This window comes from Ruegeria sp. HKCCD7255 (genome assembly GCF_013031565.1).
GTDB lineage: Bacteria > Pseudomonadota > Alphaproteobacteria > Rhodobacterales > Rhodobacteraceae > Ruegeria.
In genome coordinates this window covers 48,824-65,980 of sequence record NZ_WQAG01000014.1, presented here as the reverse complement: position 1 = coordinate 65,980, position 17,157 = coordinate 48,824, and the positions used below count along the sequence as shown (strand labels likewise).

Here is a 17,157-nt window from a genome sequence, read left to right as displayed (position 1 = left end):
GGATTTAGTTCGATTCAACAACCTGAGTTTCGGCGTCAGATAAGCTTGTCGCAAAGAAAGAACGACGCAGATGTGTGCCGGTTGGAACCTCCGAGCGCCTAGCTCGAAACAGATGAGACGAGGACTTGATACCCAATAGAACACTGAGTGATGTGCCGGGAGTTGCCGCGTCTAAAGGTGAACACAGGTTCGACTTTTTCATGGCTCGTAATGGTACAATCAAACGATGCTATCTCGGCTAAACGTCTTAAACTGAAAGACCGGTCCAACCGCAATAGGCCCACGCAAATCGCGTGGGCCTGTTTCGTTTTGGAGCCTTGCCATCAATAGCGGTACCTGCAGCTTTTCAGCTGTCTCGCTGGCATTTGAGATTCGAGCATGGTCCAACGTCCAAGTATCTTCTCAACGCGCCCAAATCTAAGACTGAAAAGAGGACACAGATCGCCGCAAAATTGAGCAAACCCTGAATAGCAGGGCGCCCCAAGCATTCTCTCCTGCTTTGTTTTGCATTATGGAAACATTGGCCTCTTTGGCAGATTATTGCTAATTAATACCTTTTGGACGTCATTTTTCCGTCTCTTTTCTCGGCTCTTCAAAAGAGGACCAAGAGAAGTGAGTTGAACGCTGTTGTTGGGCGCAGGGATGTGAAGAATGACTGGCTTGAAAAAGAATGAATACGTCGAAGAAGAGCAGACGTTTGTAGACGAACTGAAGCCCGGTACAGAGCTTATGCACAGGCAGTTTCGGATCGAACGTTTTCTGAATGCTGGAGGTTTCGGGATCACTTACGAAGCCAAAGACAGCCTCAATCGGCGCGTTGTCATCAAGGAGTGTTTCCCCGGAGCATTCTGCCGACGTTCGGTTGTTCAAGTCGTGGCCCGTTCGCGTGCGCACCAGCAAGATCTTGCCTCGATCGTAAAGCTATTTGTGCGTGAAGCACGCAGCCTCGCCAAGCTCAAGCATCCCAACATCGTTGGCGTGCACCAGGTTTTCGAGGAAAATAACACCGCGTATATGGCGCTTGATTTTGTCGACGGCCGCGACCTGCTTCAGATCATTGAAGACAAGCACACCAATCTCTCTCCAGCGCTGATCGAAGAAATTTTAACTAATTTGCTTGATGCTGTCGCGTTTGTGCATAATCAGAATGTGCTGCACCGGGATATCTCGCCCGACAACATCCTGCTGGACCTTAACGATCGCCCGGTTTTGATTGACTTCGGCGCCGCGCGCGAAGAAGCCACGAAACAAAGCCGAGTATTGACCGCCATGCGTGTCGTTAAAGACGGCTATAGCCCGCAAGAGTTCTATATCGCGGGCAGTGAGCAAGGACCGCATAGCGATCTGTACGCACTTGGCGCCAGCTTCTATCACTTGATTTCGGGCGAAGTGCCGCCAAACAGCCAGGCGCGCCTGTCCGCTGCGGCAGCCGGCGACCCCGACCCTTACCAGCCGCTGGAAGGACGCTTCGACGACTACAACCCCAAATTCCTTGCAGCGCTTGATAAGTCGTTGGCTATCCTTCCCAAAGACCGCATGGCGAGTGCAGAAGATTGGCAGGCGATGATAAAAGGGCTGGCCCCGAATTCCGCTGATGTCGTCGTTCTTGCGTATGGGTCCACACCAAAACCGGCAAACGAAGTCAAAGCAGAACAACAACAAGAGTTGCAAAAAGGGAAGTCCCGCACCGGGTTGTTGTTGGCATCCGCAGCAGTTGTAGCAATTGCTGCTGTTGGCGTCGCGTATCAATCAAGCCAGCCCGGTGGTCTCGATCTTGGGTCGTTGACAGGTAACAGCGTAGCTGTAACCGCAGAGCCGAATACGGCAACAGCGGAAGATGCAGCCGAAGTAGCTGCGGCGACCCCATCCCAGGCTGAGACCGCTCCTGCCCTGCCTGCGTCTCCTGTTTCTGAAACCCAGCCAGCAGATGACACAACGCTGGAAGCACCGGCCCCCACCATCGCAGACGCGACCAGAGCCGAGCCGCCGGAAACTGTCGCTGAACCCGAAGTCAGCGCACTGGCTGTCGCAGAAGCGGTACCTGCAAGCCCAGAAAGTGTCGCGCGGACAGAAGTGGCGACAGATATTCCTGCCGCTAAAATCCAGCCGGCCGAGACAAACCAACCTGCTTCAAAAGTTGCCGCTTCGGAAATCGTTACACCAAACACGTCTGACGACTACACTACCGAACTGGCCAGCCTCTTTAATCCAGCCGGGCTAGTGGTCGATCTGTCCTCGATAACGACAAATGTTGAGGCTGCGGTCGAAAACACCCCACCCACCGCTTCGACGCCGGTCGCCAAACCCGAGCCTGCGGCTATCGACACCAAAATCATCCCAGAAATTCCTGCGCAGAATGATATCGAAATTGCCGGACTGCAGTCTGAGCGCTTGGTGCAGCTGCCCTATGAACGCCTGCTTGATGCGAGCAAAGGTGAAATGCGCATTTTTGCCGTCAATGGGACGCCAGTTGCTAGCCGGGACGATTTCAATGCTGTGACTAAGGGGCTTCTGGCCAATTCAGATAGGTCGACCCTGGAAGTAACTGTCAGCATCGGTGTCACAACTGCGGACGCACGGGAACAGACCCTGACTTTGCCGGTCTTCCAGCGTGTGACGCTTTCCAACGGTTTGGTGTTCAACACTTCTTATCAGGGCGATAGCTGGATAACACGCGTTGCGGCTGTCCCCGATGAGCTGAACCTGGACATGCGCCCCGGCGACATTCTCTACGGTTATCTCATAACAAATGAGTTGCTGACCGGCCCTTATGCGGTTGAGACAATCTTGGAAGAGCAAGTCGGCCAAGGGAAAACTTCGTTCAGTTTCGCTGTCAAGCGCGGTGAAGATATCTGGGCCGTGGCTTTCCCTTTTGATGGCAATGCTCCGATTGTCACGGCCACTGCCACGCAAACCAGTAAACGTTGACAGATCCGCAGACGGAGGGGATGTTGTGAACTTTCTCAAGAGGCTATTTGGATCCAAATCCGATACCAAGCACGACGCACGCAAGCGCGCGTCGGCCAAAAGTGAAATCGCTAAGGCGGACGCCGAACGGAAAAAACGGCTCCACGCTGTGGTTAACCGGCATACTCAGAAAGCGGCTAAACCTGCCGAAGCCAAGGAACAAAAGCCCCAGCCGAGCAAACCCGCTACCCGCAAGAAACAGGCCAAAACCCGTTTGATTGCGCTTGAACGGTCGGAACCTCAAGTGATCGATCTGATTAGCAATCGCAAGCAAGCGGCGAAGGATACGAAAAACCAGTTCCCCGTGGGCTGGCTTGTGGTGATCGGTGGTCCAGGTCAGGGGCGTTTCTTCCCACTGCACTCGGGCCTGATGCAGATCGGACGTGGCGAAGACCAGCAGATTTCCCTGGACTTCGGAGACACTACGATTTCGCGGAATAATCATGCTTCGCTCGTCTTTGACGCAGACAGCAACCAGTTCTTTCTGGGGCATGGTGGGAAGTCAAACATTGTCCGTCTGAATCAAAAACCAGTTCTGTCAGATGTCATCTTGCAGGACCGGGATGAAATTATTGTAGGTGAAACTGTTTTGAAAATCAAAATGCTGGCCGGTGCTGATTTCAGCTGGGCAGAAACCGGCAACAACAAGGAGCGTAAACATGTGGAGAGCGCCTGAACCGCGTTATGATGTCGCCTCAGGGCTGTCTCAGGGTGGTCGCGACTACCAGGAAGACGCTTTGGTAACTGATTTCCCCTTCGGCATGGATAGCGGGGTTGCCGTTTTGGCCGACGGGATGGGCGGCCATGAGGCCGGAGACGTCGCTTCGAAAATCGTATCGACCGAGGTGTATAGCGCCCTCAAATTCCGATCAGCCAGTTTTGCCGAGGCTGAAAAGGACATACCCGATCACTTTGCAGTCGCAACAGCCGGGGCCAATGGCACGATCCGTGACTACGTTTCAGAAAATCCGGGCGCTCGCGGTATGGGCGCAACACTGGTTGCTGTCGTTGTGGCGGAAAACCGTATGTATTGGATGAGCATCGGTGACAGCCCGCTCTATTTGCTGCGGGGTGGCAAGCTGCAGCAGTTGAACGAAGACCATTCGCTGGCGCCGCAGATTGATTTGATGGCAGAACAGGGTCTTCTGAGCCCCGAGTTGGCCAAAAATCACCCGGACCGGAACTGCCTGACTTCAGTCATCATGGGTCAGAACATTCCTAAATTTGACTGCCCATCAAAGCCGTTTGAGCTTCAGCTTGGCGACATCGTGGTCGTATCCTCTGACGGGCTTCAATACCTGGGTGAGCCGATGCTGCAAAAGATCTTGCACCGCTATCGCCGACGGAAATCGGCAGAAATTGCAGGGCATCTGTTGAACGCGATTTCAGATCTCGATGATCCCGATCAGGATAATGTGTCCTTTTCGGTAATCAAATTGAACCACATGAAACCGGTCGAGCGTAAAATCACGCAAAAACCGATCGGCATGTCTGAAGAACAAGGTCAAAGCCTTACTCGTGTGGTCAGTCTGGAAGACAAAGCCAAGACTGCTGCTGGCTCGAACGAACCGGCGGATCAACCGGAGTTCAAGCACGCCCGATCTGGTTAGAACGCTTGATAACTCTCAAAATGGGGCCTGCATGCGGGCCCTTTTTTTGTCTTGGTATCCGAGCCAAAAGTGGGGATTAGGGTCCTAAACGCGTTGCGATTAACGCGTCTTGGCGAAATCGCAAGAGAACCCATGAATTAACAACATGCAGAACATCTTCCACCACTCAGACATCTGTCAGATTCTGTACATCGGGGAATGCTAAGACTTCCAATCTTTCTCCCGCAGCAACCCCCTGATCCACAATCGAAGCCGATGTGGGTCAACCAATGGGATCCCCGGGTTTCTGCATTCGAAACAGAGTGCAGCATCTTGGGGATCCCATTTAGTGCCTGTGTCGTCAAAGGCGTATACCAAGGGTTTCGCGTCTCAATAAGGTTGCGACCCAAATGGCATGCGATGACCTGACAAGTGGGTTCCTCACTCCGTTTCCTGCCCAGAACCTCGAAATAAGAAGTAAGTGACTCATCCAATTAGTTGTGGATTATCAAATAATGGGTTTATTGGTCTTTGCGGGTCTAAGCTGCTCAGACCCCGACTGAATAATGGGAGGACATCATGAAACATCTTAAAGCGTTCCTTGGGGGCGTTTCACTGGCAGCGGTGATGGCAACCGCATCAACGGCACAAGAAGTCACGCTCAAACTGCATCACTTCTTGCCCGCGCAGGCCAATGTGCCGCGTCTCATTTTGGATGTCTGGGCCGACAAGATCGAGGCCGAGTCCGAAGGGCGCATCAAGATTGATCGTTTCCCGACCATGCAACTGGGGGGCAAGCCGCCCGAATTGCTGGATCGTGTGATTGATGGTGTCGATGATATTACCTGGACAGTGGTCGGCTATACGCCCGGGCGTTTCCCATCGACTGAGGTATTCGAGCTGCCTTTCATGGTCGAAGATGCCCGCGCAGCGTCCTGCGCCTATTGGACGATCTTTGAAGAAAGCATGAAAGACGGTGAATTCAGTGACGTTCAGATCCTGGGCACTTGGGTACACGGCCCGGGTATGTTCCACACCGCTGATCCGGTCGAAACACCAGCTGATCTGGAGGGCATGAAGATCCGTGGTGGATCGCGCCTTGTGAACGATCTTCTGTCCGAAGCGGGCGCAACACCGGTTGGCATGCCCGTTCCCGCAATCGCCGAAGCACTCTCGAAAGGTGTGATTGACGGAACCACTATCCCGTGGGAGGTCACACCAGCGTTGAAAATACCTGAACTTGTTGAAAACCATACCGAATTCGAGGGACCCTCTCTCTATACCCTGACTTTTGTTCTGGCCATGAACAAAGCGTTGTATGAGGGCCTATCGGATGAAAACAAGGCAGTAATCGACGCCAATTCCGGAATGGATTTTTCGGTCTTTGCTGGTGGCACGCAGGCGGATGCCGATGGCCCGGCGCGTGAGGTTGCGGTGGACGCGGGCAACACGATCATCACCATCTCGGACACTGAGGAATGGAAGGAACTGGCCGCGCCGATCTATGAAAACTGGATCGCTGATCTTGGAGAAAAAGGTATGGACGGCCAGGCATTGATCGACCGCGCCAAAGGGTTGATGAGCGGTGAGTGCAAAGGCGCAAACGCGAAAATGTAATCCTCCTGATCCAGCGCCCGTCATCGGGCGCTGGCGAGGCTTGGGGTGAATTCTGAATATGCACGCTTTTGTCTTTAGGCTTGCTCGTCTGCTAGCGCATTTGGGCGGGATCACCTTGGCTGCGTTGATCCTGATTGTGTGCGTCTCGGTCGCCGGGCGCTTGCTGAATGGCGTTTTGCACGGCGATGCAATGCAAAGCTTTGCTCCGGGTATTGCCGATTGGCTACTGGCCTTGGGGATTGGTCCAGTCAACGGTGATTTCGAAATTGTCGAAGCCGGAATGGCCTTTGCGATCTTTGCCTTTCTTCCAATTTGCCAGATCACTGGCGCCCATGCTTCTGTCGATATCTTCGCCTCAAGACTACCTGCCCCGGCGAACAGGTTGCTGAGCTTGTTGACCGAGCTCTTGTTTGCCGCCGTGCTGGTTCTGCTGGCCTGGCAACTGACCTTGGGTGGGCTCAGCAAATTCCGGTCCGGTCAGACTACCCTGTTGCTGGAGTTTCCGGTCTGGTGGTCCTATGCCGCAAGCATCGTCGCGATGTGGATTGCCGCCCTTGTAGGGATCTACATGGCCGTGTTGCGCGCCGGCGAGGTCATCGCAGGCCGAGACAACCCTCTTTCTGACGAAAGGCAAAACTCTTGAGCGACATTGCCATTGGACTGTGGTCCTTTCCGGCGCTTCTTGCGCTGATTTTTGTGCGCGTGCCGATCGGTCTGGCGATGTTCGTGACCGGGTTTGTAGGCATCATCCTGATGACGGGTGACACCAACATCGCCGTCGGACGGCTAAGGACCGAGACCTATACGACCTTTTCTAACTATTCCCTGTCGATCATCCCGATGTTCCTGCTGATGGGCCATTTCGCGACGCTGGGCGGGATGAGCCAGGCCTTGTTCAAATCCGCTGAAAGCTGGCTGGGTCACCGCAAAGGGGGTGTGGCCATGGCCAGCGTGGGGGCCTGCGCGGGGTTCGGGGCTATCTGCGGATCATCTCTAGCGACCGCAGCCACCATGAGCCGTGTCGCGCTGCCAGAATTGAAACGCTATGGCTATTCGGGTGGTTTCTCGACCGCTACGCTTGCAGCGGGTGGAACATTGGGCATCCTGATACCGCCCTCGGTGGTATTGGTGATCTATGCCATCATAACCGAACAGAACATTGCCAAACTGTTCCTGGCCGCTTTCATCCCCGGCATTCTGGCGGCCATCGGCTATATGATTGCTATTTCGGTCTATGTCCGCGTTAATCCCGGTTCGGCGGGAACGCGTGAAAGGATGCCTTACGGAGAACGTTTTCGAGCGTTGTTTGATGTCTGGCCGGTGCTTTTGGTCTTTTCGCTGGTTGTGGGCGGTATCTATCTGGGGTGGTTCACCCCAACCGAAGGGGCGGCCATCGGTGCGTTTGGCACAGCTGTTATTGCCTGGTTTGCTGGCGGACTGACCCGCGCCAGTCTGAGCGAAAGCTTTGTGGTCACCGCCAAATCCACCGCGATGATCTTTTTTATCATCCTGGGGGCTGCATTCTATAATGGCTTTTTGGCGCTGACCCAGATGCCGCAGGCTGCCGCCGAATGGGTTTCAAACAGCGGGTTCGCACCGGTCACAATCATCCTTGTGATCCTAGTGTTTTATCTGATCCTGGGCTGTTTCATGGACAGCCTGTCGATGATCCTTCTGACGATCCCGATCTTTTGGCCTATCGTGCAAGGACTTGATTTCGGTCTTGTTTCTTTGGTCGAGTTCCAGTCTGCGCGCTTGGATGATTTGATTGCTTCTGGCAAAGAAATCCCCGCAGCCGCCTTGGCCGAGGCCCAAGCCTTGTTGGCTTCAGGCCAAGAACTTAGCCGCGAGATGGCCCGTGAACTGGGGCTGCGCGGAGCGTCCACCGGAGCCTTCAACCGGGTGAATATCGAACAAACAGCCATCTGGTTTGGCATTCTTGTGCTGATTGTGGTTGAGGTCGGGTTGATCACCCCTCCTGTGGGCATGAACCTGTTTGTCATCAACGCGATGGATCGGGAAACACCAATGACCGAGACCTATCGGGCCGTGCTCTATTTCGTGGGCTCTGATTTGATCCGTGTCGGGATATTGCTTGCCTTTCCAGCGATCACACTCATGCTAATCCCTATTTAGAGGCGGTCCGAGATCATGTGCTATTCCCGTCAGAGAGTACACAGACCCGGAAAGAGGTCCCCACAGTGACTGTGCTGATTGCAGGAGCTGGCATCGCAGGCCTGACGATGGGTCTGACCTTGCACCAAATTGGTATTCCGTTTCGCATTTATGAAAAAGTAAAGCGACCACAGCCGCTTGGCGTGGGCATCAACTTGCAACCCCCGGCAGTGCGGGAATTATTCGACCTGGGGCTCGAACCGCTGTTGGACCGGGTCGGTATTCAGACTCGCGATTACGGCTTCTATACTAGGACCGGTGTCGAGATCTGGACCGAACCACGCGGTCGATTTGCAGGCTATAAATGGCCTCAATATTCGGTTCACCGTGGTCATCTTCAAATGCAATTGCTGGAGGAGGTGCTGCAACGCTGCGGTGAAGCGTCTGTTGCGTTTGGATGTGATGTCGAAGGATTTGCGGACAGAGGCGATGGCGCAGAGCTGATCCTGCGCGGCTCCGATGGTCGCGACAGCGTGTTGGGATCCATGGTGGTTGCAGCCGATGGTATCCATTCGGCGGTTCGCGCGCAGATGTACCCAGATCAAGGCCCTCCGGTTTGGGGCGGTGGGATCATGTGGCGCGGCACAACGATTGCGAAACCCTTCCTGTCCGGTGCCTCGATGATTCTGGCGGGGAATGACACGCAGCGCTTTGTGTCCTATCCGATTTCGCAGCCAAACCCGGATGATGGCAGGACCGTTATCAACTGGATCGCAGAAATGCGGGTCGACCCAAGCTCGACAATCGAGAAAGAGGACTGGAACCGCCGGGTTGACCCTGCCCGTTTTGCAGATGACTTCACCGATTGGGATTTCGACTGGATCGATATTCCCGCGTTGATCGCGGAAGCCGAGGCGGTATTTGAGTACCCTATGGTCGATCTTGAGCCTGTGGACACCTGGACCGACGGGGCCGTCACTCTGATCGGTGATGCCGCACATGCCACCTATCCGGTTGGATCAAGCGGTGCGAGCCAGGCCATCATTGACGCGCGCACGCTTGGCGCGGCCATTCAGGATCTGGGCCCTGGTCACGCTGCGGCGCTGAGATATGAGCAAGCCGTGCGCCCGATGGCTAACGCAGTCACCCACGCCAATCGCGGATCTGGCGGCCCGGATGCGATCATGCAGATGGCCGAGGACCGATGCGGTGGCGATTTCTCAAAGCTTGATAATCTATTACCGATGGCCGAGCGTCAGGCCCATGCGGATGGATTCAAACGGCTCGCGCATCTGACTGTAGACGACACCAACGCACAGGTCTCGCTGATCAGGCTTTCCTCAGACAAATAGCGTCAGGCCAATCATGGACACAATCAGGAACAGAATGGTCATGATCCCGCCCGAGCGGATAAAGTCCACAACGCGATAACCCGCAGGCCCCATGATCAGCGCATTCACCTGATGTGTCGGGATCAGGAACGAGTTTGAGGTCGAGATCGCAACCGTCAACGCAAAAACCGCCGGATCACCACCGGATGAAATCGCGATGGATACCGCCAAGGGTACCAGCAGGACCGTGGCACCCACATTTGACATCACAAGCGTAAAGATCGTGGCCAATATTGCCAGTCCCGCCTGGAGCGACCACAAGGGCCAGCCATCCAGCAGCGACAGGATCTTTTCGGCGATCCAGGCAGCTGTACCGGTGTTTTGCACCGCCATACCCAACGGGATCAGCGAGGCCAAAAGGAAAACGGTACTCCAACTGACAGCTTCATAGGCTTCGTCAATGGACAGCACGCGCGACAGGATCATACCGACGGCACCTGTCAGCAACGCAAGCGACAACAACAGGTCTGTGAACAGGATCAGGCACAGCGTCAACAAGAAGAACCCAAGCGCCCAGTTCACTTTGTGCGGGCGCAGTTCTTCTTGCGGAAAGTCTGAGGTCACGACCACGAAATCCTGATCTGATTTCAAACGCGTCAATCGTTCCCATTGGACATGAACCACCAGAGTGTCACCGGCCTGAAGATTGACTTCGCCGATATGGGTAGCCTCGTGGTCTTCGGTTTCAACATGGCTCAGAGTTCCTTCGCCCCGGTGTATTGCCAGAACCGACAAGCCATGGGTTTGACGCAAGCGTAGCTCGATCGGGGATCGCCCGATGACGCTGGAACCGGGTGGGATAACCACTTCGGCCACGCCAGATTCAGTGGCGGCAAAATCATCGGCAAACACGTCCAGACCGGGCAGGATTTCCAGGCCATAAGGCTCGGCGAATTCGTCATGCAGCACCCGTCGCAGACCCAGAACAGCCAGACGCGCAGGCGCTTCGATTGTGGTATCGGCCATTGGCGCGATGACCTTGTGACCGCGAAAGGAGGTCCCCAGAATATAGATGTGATGCGCCACCATGATATCGGCCAGCGTCTGACCGATCAGGATCGACCCTTCGGGCACGCGCACCTCGAACATATCGGCGCGCAGCCCATAGGTATTCTCGATATAGGTCTGCATCGAACGCGCAGCACCCGCATCCTCGCCTCGCGCCCGTTTACCGGGCAGTATCCATCGGCCCAACAAAACGAAATACAAAACCCCGGTCAGCACCAGCATCACTCCGATGGGTGTGACGGAAAACAAACCAAAAGGCTCCATTTGATGATCTGCGGGCAAGCTGCGATTGGCCGAGATCAGCAGATCATTCAGCAAAATCAACGGGGAAGAGCCGACCATCGTGATCGTCCCGCCAAGGATGGCGCAAAACCCCATCGGCATGGCCAGGCGGCTCATGGGAATTTCAGTGCGTGCCGATATGCGGCTGATGACAGGCAGGAACAACGCGGCAGCGCCAACATTCTGCATGAACGAACTGATGACACCCACGGTGCCCGAGACGATGGGGATGATCCTGGCCTCGGTTGTTCCCCCGCGTTTCAGGATCAGTGCGGCAACCTTCGACATTAGACCGGTTTTGTCCAACCCCGCCCCGATGATCATCACAGCGATGATCGAGATAACCGCGTTTGAGGAGAAGCCTGAGAAAAGCTCGGACCGGCTGGCGAGGCTTTCAAGACCCGGCAGTGTGCTGAGCACGCCCAGGATCACCAGAACCAGGATCGCCGCCAGATCAATGCGAATTATTTCCGAAACAAAGAGAAATACGGTCAATGCCAGCAGTCCAAGGACCACCATCATTTCGAAAGTCAGTATTGTTGTTTCCATCGTCTATCCTTGAGCACAAGTCTAGCGAGGGTTTCCAATTCCGCATAGGGCCAATCCAACAGTTTTGCTTTGCCAGTTCCCAAATTCGAGGCAAAGATATGTGCGCAGTCAAAGAGGGTAGCGTTCTGATAGATATGCGCTTTTACGCATCGTAAAGACCCTACCAAACTGGACAGAGCTCAAAACACTGCCTTTGGCGATGTCACTGAAACTCGAAGTGGCGACCCGATACAAATCTGTACTCTGGCATCTTCGTTCAACTCCGCTGTGTGTTCACGTGAATGGCATAGAGGCTGGTGGTTGCTGTGATGAACAAGTGCGTGTTCCTTGGGCCGCCAAATTCAAGGTTGGATACAACCTCGGGCACAAAAATCCGTCCAAGCAGTTTTCCATCTTGATCGAAACACTGCACGCTATCAGCAGAGGAAATCCAGACGTTTCCATGGCAATCGACACGCAAGCCATCCGGTATACCCGGTTTAATTTCAGCGAATACGGCGCGCTCAGAGAGCGTATTGTCTGCGGTCACATCGCAAACATAGACGGTTGAGGGGACCGAACGATCATGACTGGCACCGGAGTCAGCGATATACAAACGCGTCTCATCTGGAGAAAAAGCAAGCCCGTTAGGCTGCGCAAAGGAGTCGATGACTGCTTTTGTCGATCCGGTCGTTTGATCAAAGCAAAAAACGGATCTGGCAGCTTGTTCCGGGACAGCGCGTTTGCCTTCGTAATTGCCCATGATCCCATAGGTCGGGTCGGTGAACCAAATGGTGTCGTCTGCTTTGACGACAACGTCGTTCGGAGAGTTCAGAGGTTTTTCACCATATTTGTCGGCCAGGGTCTCAATCGATCCGTCGTGGTTGGTTCGGGTTACGCTGCGTGTCCCATGCTGGCAGGTAATCAACCTCCCTTCGGCATCTAGTGTGTTGCCATTGGCAAATCCCGAATTTTCGCGAAAGACTGTGATCTGCCCATCCGGTGTCCAACGATGAATCCTTTGGTTAGGAATGTCGGAGAAATACAAGCATTGATGAGCGGGGACCCATACCGGGCCTTCGGTCCACATATGACCGCTGGACAGTTGCATGAGTTGGACGTTGTGAAGGATCAAATCCAGGAAACGAGAGTCGACGATGTCATATTCGGCCTTCATGCTGCGTACTTTCGTTTACTTGCAAAGACTACAACCATCATGATGATTACTCCGGTAAGGATCAGTCGCGCACCAGCCCCAAATCCATAACTGTTCAGCATTGAGACCAACAGGAACATAAACAGGGCTGCCCCACAAACGCCGGGCACATTTGAATTGCCACCCGCGATGGAACTGCCGCCGATCACGACCACAGCGATTGAGGTCAACATGTACTCGGCCCCCATATTCAGGTTTGCTCCACCCGAGAAATTCGCCAGCAGAAACCCAGAAAGTGATGCAAGGATGGCCGATGCAACATAAACGCCAAAGCGCACACCATTGACCGGTACTCCGCTAAGTTGCGCAGCTCGCATGTTCTGGCCAGTGGCCAGAATCCAGCGCCCCACAATTGCGCGTTCAAGTACGATCCAAGCAACCACAGCAACACCGATGGCAACCAGTGCAAGGTTCGGGATCACCAGTCCACCCGTTGCAAAATCAGCCAATGGTTCAGGCGGCTTGATCCGCAGCCCCCGGTTGGACCAGATGGCCAGGGACTGAAATAGGAAAGACGAAGACAGCGTCGCGATAATCGGCGGGATACGCAAAAGCAGGATCAGACCGAAATTGAAGATGCCACAGGCTGTTCCAATTCCCAGTGCGATCAAAAGCCCCGGCAGCATAAGGCTTGTATTGGTATCCATGAACTTGAGCGCCAGTGTCGCCGCCAGTGTCATGGTGGCGGGAATGGACAGATCAACATTGCCGGGGCCCAGCGTGATCACAAACATCTGCCCAACACCCACAATGACGGCAAAGGACGCAAAGGTCAGCGCCGCGAAGAAAAGCGACCCGCCGCCCTGCCCGCCCGAGACGATCATCGTTGCGCCAAAGGCCGCAAGTGCCGCCAAATAAGACCAGATCCACGGTTTTTGACTCAAGCCAGACATCAGCGTTCCTCCCGGCGGGACACCAGCAGCCGCACTGCCAAAACAAGAATGAGGATCGCCCCCTGTGCTCCGATCTGCCAATCGGGCGACAGGCGCAGGAAGGAAAGAAAACTTGCGGCAAGCGTCAGCGTCAAAGCACCGATCACGGCTCCGATCGGTGAGACCCGTCCACCGGTGAACTCACCCCCACCCAAGATAACGCCGGCAATCGAAAGCAAAGTATAGCGCAAGGCGATGTTGGCATCCGCAGATGTCGTCAGCCCCACCAAAGCCATTCCGGCCAAGGCACCAAAAAGACCAGCGATCCCGTAGGCTGTCGCCTTGAGTTTTACAATCGACCACCCGGCACGTTCCAAAGCGCGCTCGTTCCCACCGACGCCTTGCAGCACAACTCCAAAAGACGAACGCTTTACGAAAAGATGCGTCACAAGAGCGATCAAGGTGGCAGCGATGATTGCCATAGGCACCAGAGGCGGTTTGGATTTCATCAATGTCTGCAACCATTCTGGCGATGCACCGCCAGGTGACGGCAAAATCAGAACGGCAAGGCCGGACCAAACAAAGGACATCCCCAATGTCACGACAATCGCAGGCAAACCCCGGGCATGGATCACAGCCCCGATGGCAGAATAAGCCAGGATCGCAATGGCAAGAATGGAATAGCCCAACAGCGGCGTGTCATGGACAAAGGTTGCCGTGACACAGGCGCAGAAACTGACAAATGTGCCGATCGACAGGTCGATATCGTTGACCATGATGATCATCATCTGCGCAATAGTCGCCAAAGCGACCGGTATCGCGAGGTTGAAGAGCAGGTTCAGGCCGAAATAGCTCATCGTTCGGGGCTGCAGATAGAACACCGCGGCCAACAAAACGGCCAGTGACAGCACTGGCAGCAGGATACGAAGTTGATCCCGTGTCACGCAGTGGCCTCCTGTAACTCAAACGAAGCGCGCAGCAGGTTTTCCTCGGTGATCATGTCACCTGTCAGCTCGGCCGAAATCTCACCATCGCGAAAAACATAGACCCGGTCGCATTCCAGCACTTCTTCTGTTTCAGTCGAATACCAAAGAAAGCTGCGCCCAGTGTCAGCCTCGGCACGGATCATGGAATAGACCTCTTTCTTGGTGCCGATATCGACGCCGCGCATCGGGTCATCCATGATCACTATCGGCGCCGACGAAGCCAGAGCTTTGGCAAAAAGCACTTTCTGCTGGTTGCCGCCAGACAGCGACAGGATCGGGTCCAGCGGGTTATTGGCCTTGATTTTGATCCGCTCTTTCCAAGTTTCATAGAGCCTGTCTTCTTCGCTGCGATTGACCAAACCGTTTTGGCTGAACTCGCGCAGCGTCATCAGGCTGAGGTTCTTCAGGATCGACCACAAAGGCATCACACCATCACGGGTACGGTCACCCGCGACAAAGGCCACTTCGGGGGTCTTAGTACTGCGCCAGACGGAAGCACGAGACATGTAGAACCGTGCCAGTGCCTCGGCCTGCCCGTGCCCGGCAAGCCCGGCAAGGCCCACAATCTCGCCTGCGTGAACCGTCATGCCATTGTTGAGCCTGGCAACTTCTTCTCCAACCGCCCGGCGTTGCCTTGCACTTTGCGTACGACCTGAGGTTTCGACAACATGGCCCATGGCATCGACCAAGCTGTCGCGGGTAAAGGCATTGGCCTGTTTGTCCTGCGTCACGCGACCGTCTTTCATCACCAGAATTCGCGTGGCCACCTCAAAGATTTCGCCCAACAGATGCGAGATAAAGATAATCGTGCCGCCTGCCGCACAGAATTTTTTGATATGGCTCAGCAATTGCTGCGCGATGGCGGCATCCAGTGACGATGTCGGCTCGTCCAGGATCACCAATGCCGGTTCAGTATCTCGCTCGGCGAAAGCAATGGCGATTTCAACCATCTGCCGTTCCGCAATGCTGAGATCGCCGACAACTGCATCAGCCGATATCCCGTGATCCGGGAAAACTTCGTCCAACGCCGCCAGCACCATGCGCCGCGCTTCCCGGCGCCACGCCTTGCGCGGCATGTTGCGATACGGGATGCGCAGGTTCTCCAAGACGGTAAGATTTGGGCAGAGAGACAGTTCCTGGAATACACTCCTGATACCGGCTTCCTGCGCACCAGTGGCCGCGTCGGATTGACCGCCGTGGCCGGAATACCGAACTTTACCCTGGGTTGGAGTGAGGCGCCCGTTGATCACATTGACCAACGTGGACTTGCCCGCCCCGTTATGTCCGACAAGGCCGACGCATTCACCCGGCCAAAGTTCAAATCGCGCATCGACCAATGCGTGCACAGGTCCGAACGACATATGTACGCCGTCAAGCGATACAACCGGCGCCACTGCGGCGCCGGGTCTTGTGTTGAGGTCTGTCAAAATATGCCCTCGGGACTATTGGCTGGCGTCGATGACGGCCTTCGCGTCTTCGAGAGAATACTCCACATTGGCAACAGAGCCGACCGGTGTCGTTTCAAGCGCGGCTTCCAATCCGTCCTGTTCGATGGTCAGGAACGGAACTGTCAGATCTTTCGGAACATCGGCACCATCCAGGATCTGTTGTGCCACCCAAAAGGCCAATGTGCTAACCCCAGGTGCGATGGAGAGCGACGTTGTCTCATACCCGTTTGCGGCCTTCTGCTCGGCCCACCAGGCAAGTTCGTCCTGACGGTTGCCCATCACGATGGTGGGTGTCGGACGATTGGCTGCAGCAATCGCCTGCGCAGCGCCATATCCGTCGCCGCCCTGTGTCACAACCGCCGTCAACTCGGGCAAGCTGGGCAGAATGCCAGCCACAGCTTTCTGCGCGACATCTTGTGCCCAGTCACCGTGAACCGACCCAACGATCTCAAAATTGGTGTTCGCGACCTCTTCGTGAATGCCTGCGCTGATTTCATCGTCGACAAAAACCCCGGCCAGGCCACGGATTTCCAGCAGGTTGCCGCCGTCAGGATAGCGTTCGGCCAGGTATTTCACCTGATTTCGACCCATTTGCTTGAAATCCACCGCGATGCGCCATGCACAGGGTTCAGTGACGATCCCGTCAAAGGATACAACCGTGATACCTGCATCGCAGGCCTCTTTCACGGCACCGTTGATCGCGGTTGGCGATGCAGCGTTCAGAACGATCGCATCATAACCCTGCAAGATCATGTTTTGTATCTGGGCCGCTTGTTCAGTGGCTTGGTTTTCAGACGTGGTAAACGCATCCGCAGCCTTCACAACCCCATCGGCCACCGCAGCGCCGGTGACTTTGGACCAGCTTTCCAGCATAGCCTGACGCCAACTGTTGCCCGCATAGTTATTGGAAAGCGCAATACTCTTTCCCGATGTATCAGCCGCAACGGGCAAAGCTGTGGTCATCGCCAAGGCAGCTGTAACCGTAAACAGTTTGGCAATCGTCTTCATCATGTTCCTCCCATGTGCGGTCGAAGCCGCAGAAATTCTTCCTAACGCCTCCTCGCGTCAGGCCAAAGCTAGCGGCAATCGCCCGCCAGCATCAGGGTAGCAGTCGCAGGTCAATTGCGGTTTCCCGCAA

The 17,157-nt window shown here is 55.0% G+C and carries 13 protein-coding genes; 7 read left to right on the top strand and 6 right to left on the bottom strand.

Annotation, left to right across the window (positions count from 1 at the left end):
- Positions 1-651 precede the first annotated feature (651 nt).
- The 7 genes from GOX45_RS19710 to GOX45_RS19680 all read left to right on the top strand — a co-directional run bounded on the left by GOX45_RS19710 (position 652) and on the right by GOX45_RS19680 (position 9,640).
- A complete protein-coding gene (locus GOX45_RS19710) occupies positions 652-2,928 on the top strand; it encodes a serine/threonine-protein kinase (protein WP_171103290.1) in 2,277 nt (758 codons plus the stop codon).
- Positions 2,929-2,953: 25 nt separating this feature from the next.
- Positions 2,954-3,643, top strand: coding sequence for an FHA domain-containing protein (locus GOX45_RS22355; protein ID WP_171103288.1), 690 nt, complete (start codon positions 2,954-2,956; stop codon positions 3,641-3,643).
- Positions 3,627-4,577: a PP2C family serine/threonine-protein phosphatase gene (locus GOX45_RS19700; RefSeq protein ID WP_171103286.1), complete on the top strand. Its 951-nt coding sequence runs from the start codon at positions 3,627-3,629 to the stop codon at positions 4,575-4,577. Before GOX45_RS22355 ends, GOX45_RS19700 begins: the two co-directional genes overlap by 17 nt.
- Positions 4,578-5,135: 558 nt before the next feature.
- The gene (locus GOX45_RS19695) at positions 5,136-6,173 is read left to right on the top strand and encodes a TRAP transporter substrate-binding protein (RefSeq protein WP_171103284.1); all 1,038 of its coding nucleotides are present in this window, start codon (positions 5,136-5,138) and stop codon (positions 6,171-6,173) included.
- A 58-nt stretch (positions 6,174-6,231) separates the two neighbouring features.
- Positions 6,232-6,816, top strand: a complete 585-nt coding sequence (locus tag GOX45_RS19690) for a TRAP transporter small permease (RefSeq protein WP_171103281.1) — start codon at positions 6,232-6,234, stop codon at positions 6,814-6,816.
- Entirely contained in the window at positions 6,813-8,309 is a 1,497-nt protein-coding gene (locus GOX45_RS19685; protein ID WP_171103279.1) for a TRAP transporter large permease, read from the top strand. The genes GOX45_RS19690 and GOX45_RS19685 overlap by 4 nt, the downstream gene beginning before the upstream one ends.
- A 65-nt stretch (positions 8,310-8,374) precedes the next feature.
- Entirely contained in the window at positions 8,375-9,640 is a 1,266-nt protein-coding gene (locus tag GOX45_RS19680) for a flavin-dependent oxidoreductase (protein WP_171103277.1), read from the top strand.
- On the opposite strand, the gene GOX45_RS19675 is transcribed toward GOX45_RS19680, so the two are convergent.
- The 6 genes from GOX45_RS19675 to GOX45_RS19650 all read right to left on the bottom strand — a co-directional run bounded on the left by GOX45_RS19675 (position 9,629) and on the right by GOX45_RS19650 (position 17,027).
- Positions 9,629-11,518: an SLC13 family permease gene (locus tag GOX45_RS19675; RefSeq protein ID WP_171103275.1), complete on the bottom strand. Its 1,890-nt coding sequence runs from the start codon at positions 11,516-11,518 to the stop codon at positions 9,629-9,631. The two genes, GOX45_RS19680 and GOX45_RS19675, sit on opposite strands and share 12 nt — an antisense overlap.
- Positions 11,519-11,774: 256 nt before the next feature.
- Entirely contained in the window at positions 11,775-12,674 is a 900-nt protein-coding gene (locus GOX45_RS19670; RefSeq protein WP_171103273.1) for an SMP-30/gluconolactonase/LRE family protein, read from the bottom strand.
- Positions 12,671-13,606 carry an ABC transporter permease gene (locus GOX45_RS19665; protein WP_171103270.1) on the bottom strand — a complete coding sequence of 312 codons (936 nt, stop codon included), beginning with the start codon at positions 13,604-13,606 and terminating at the stop codon, positions 12,671-12,673. The genes GOX45_RS19670 and GOX45_RS19665 overlap by 4 nt, the downstream gene beginning before the upstream one ends.
- Positions 13,606-14,529: an ABC transporter permease gene (locus GOX45_RS19660; protein ID WP_171103268.1), complete on the bottom strand. Its 924-nt coding sequence runs from the start codon at positions 14,527-14,529 to the stop codon at positions 13,606-13,608. The genes GOX45_RS19665 and GOX45_RS19660 overlap by 1 nt, the downstream gene beginning before the upstream one ends.
- Positions 14,526-15,932, bottom strand: a complete 1,407-nt coding sequence (locus tag GOX45_RS19655) for a sugar ABC transporter ATP-binding protein (protein WP_171103266.1) — start codon at positions 15,930-15,932, stop codon at positions 14,526-14,528. The genes GOX45_RS19660 and GOX45_RS19655 overlap by 4 nt, the downstream gene beginning before the upstream one ends.
- A gap of 81 nt (positions 15,933-16,013) precedes the next feature.
- Positions 16,014-17,027: a substrate-binding domain-containing protein gene (locus GOX45_RS19650; protein WP_171103264.1), complete on the bottom strand. Its 1,014-nt coding sequence runs from the start codon at positions 17,025-17,027 to the stop codon at positions 16,014-16,016.
- Positions 17,028-17,157 lie beyond the last annotated feature (130 nt).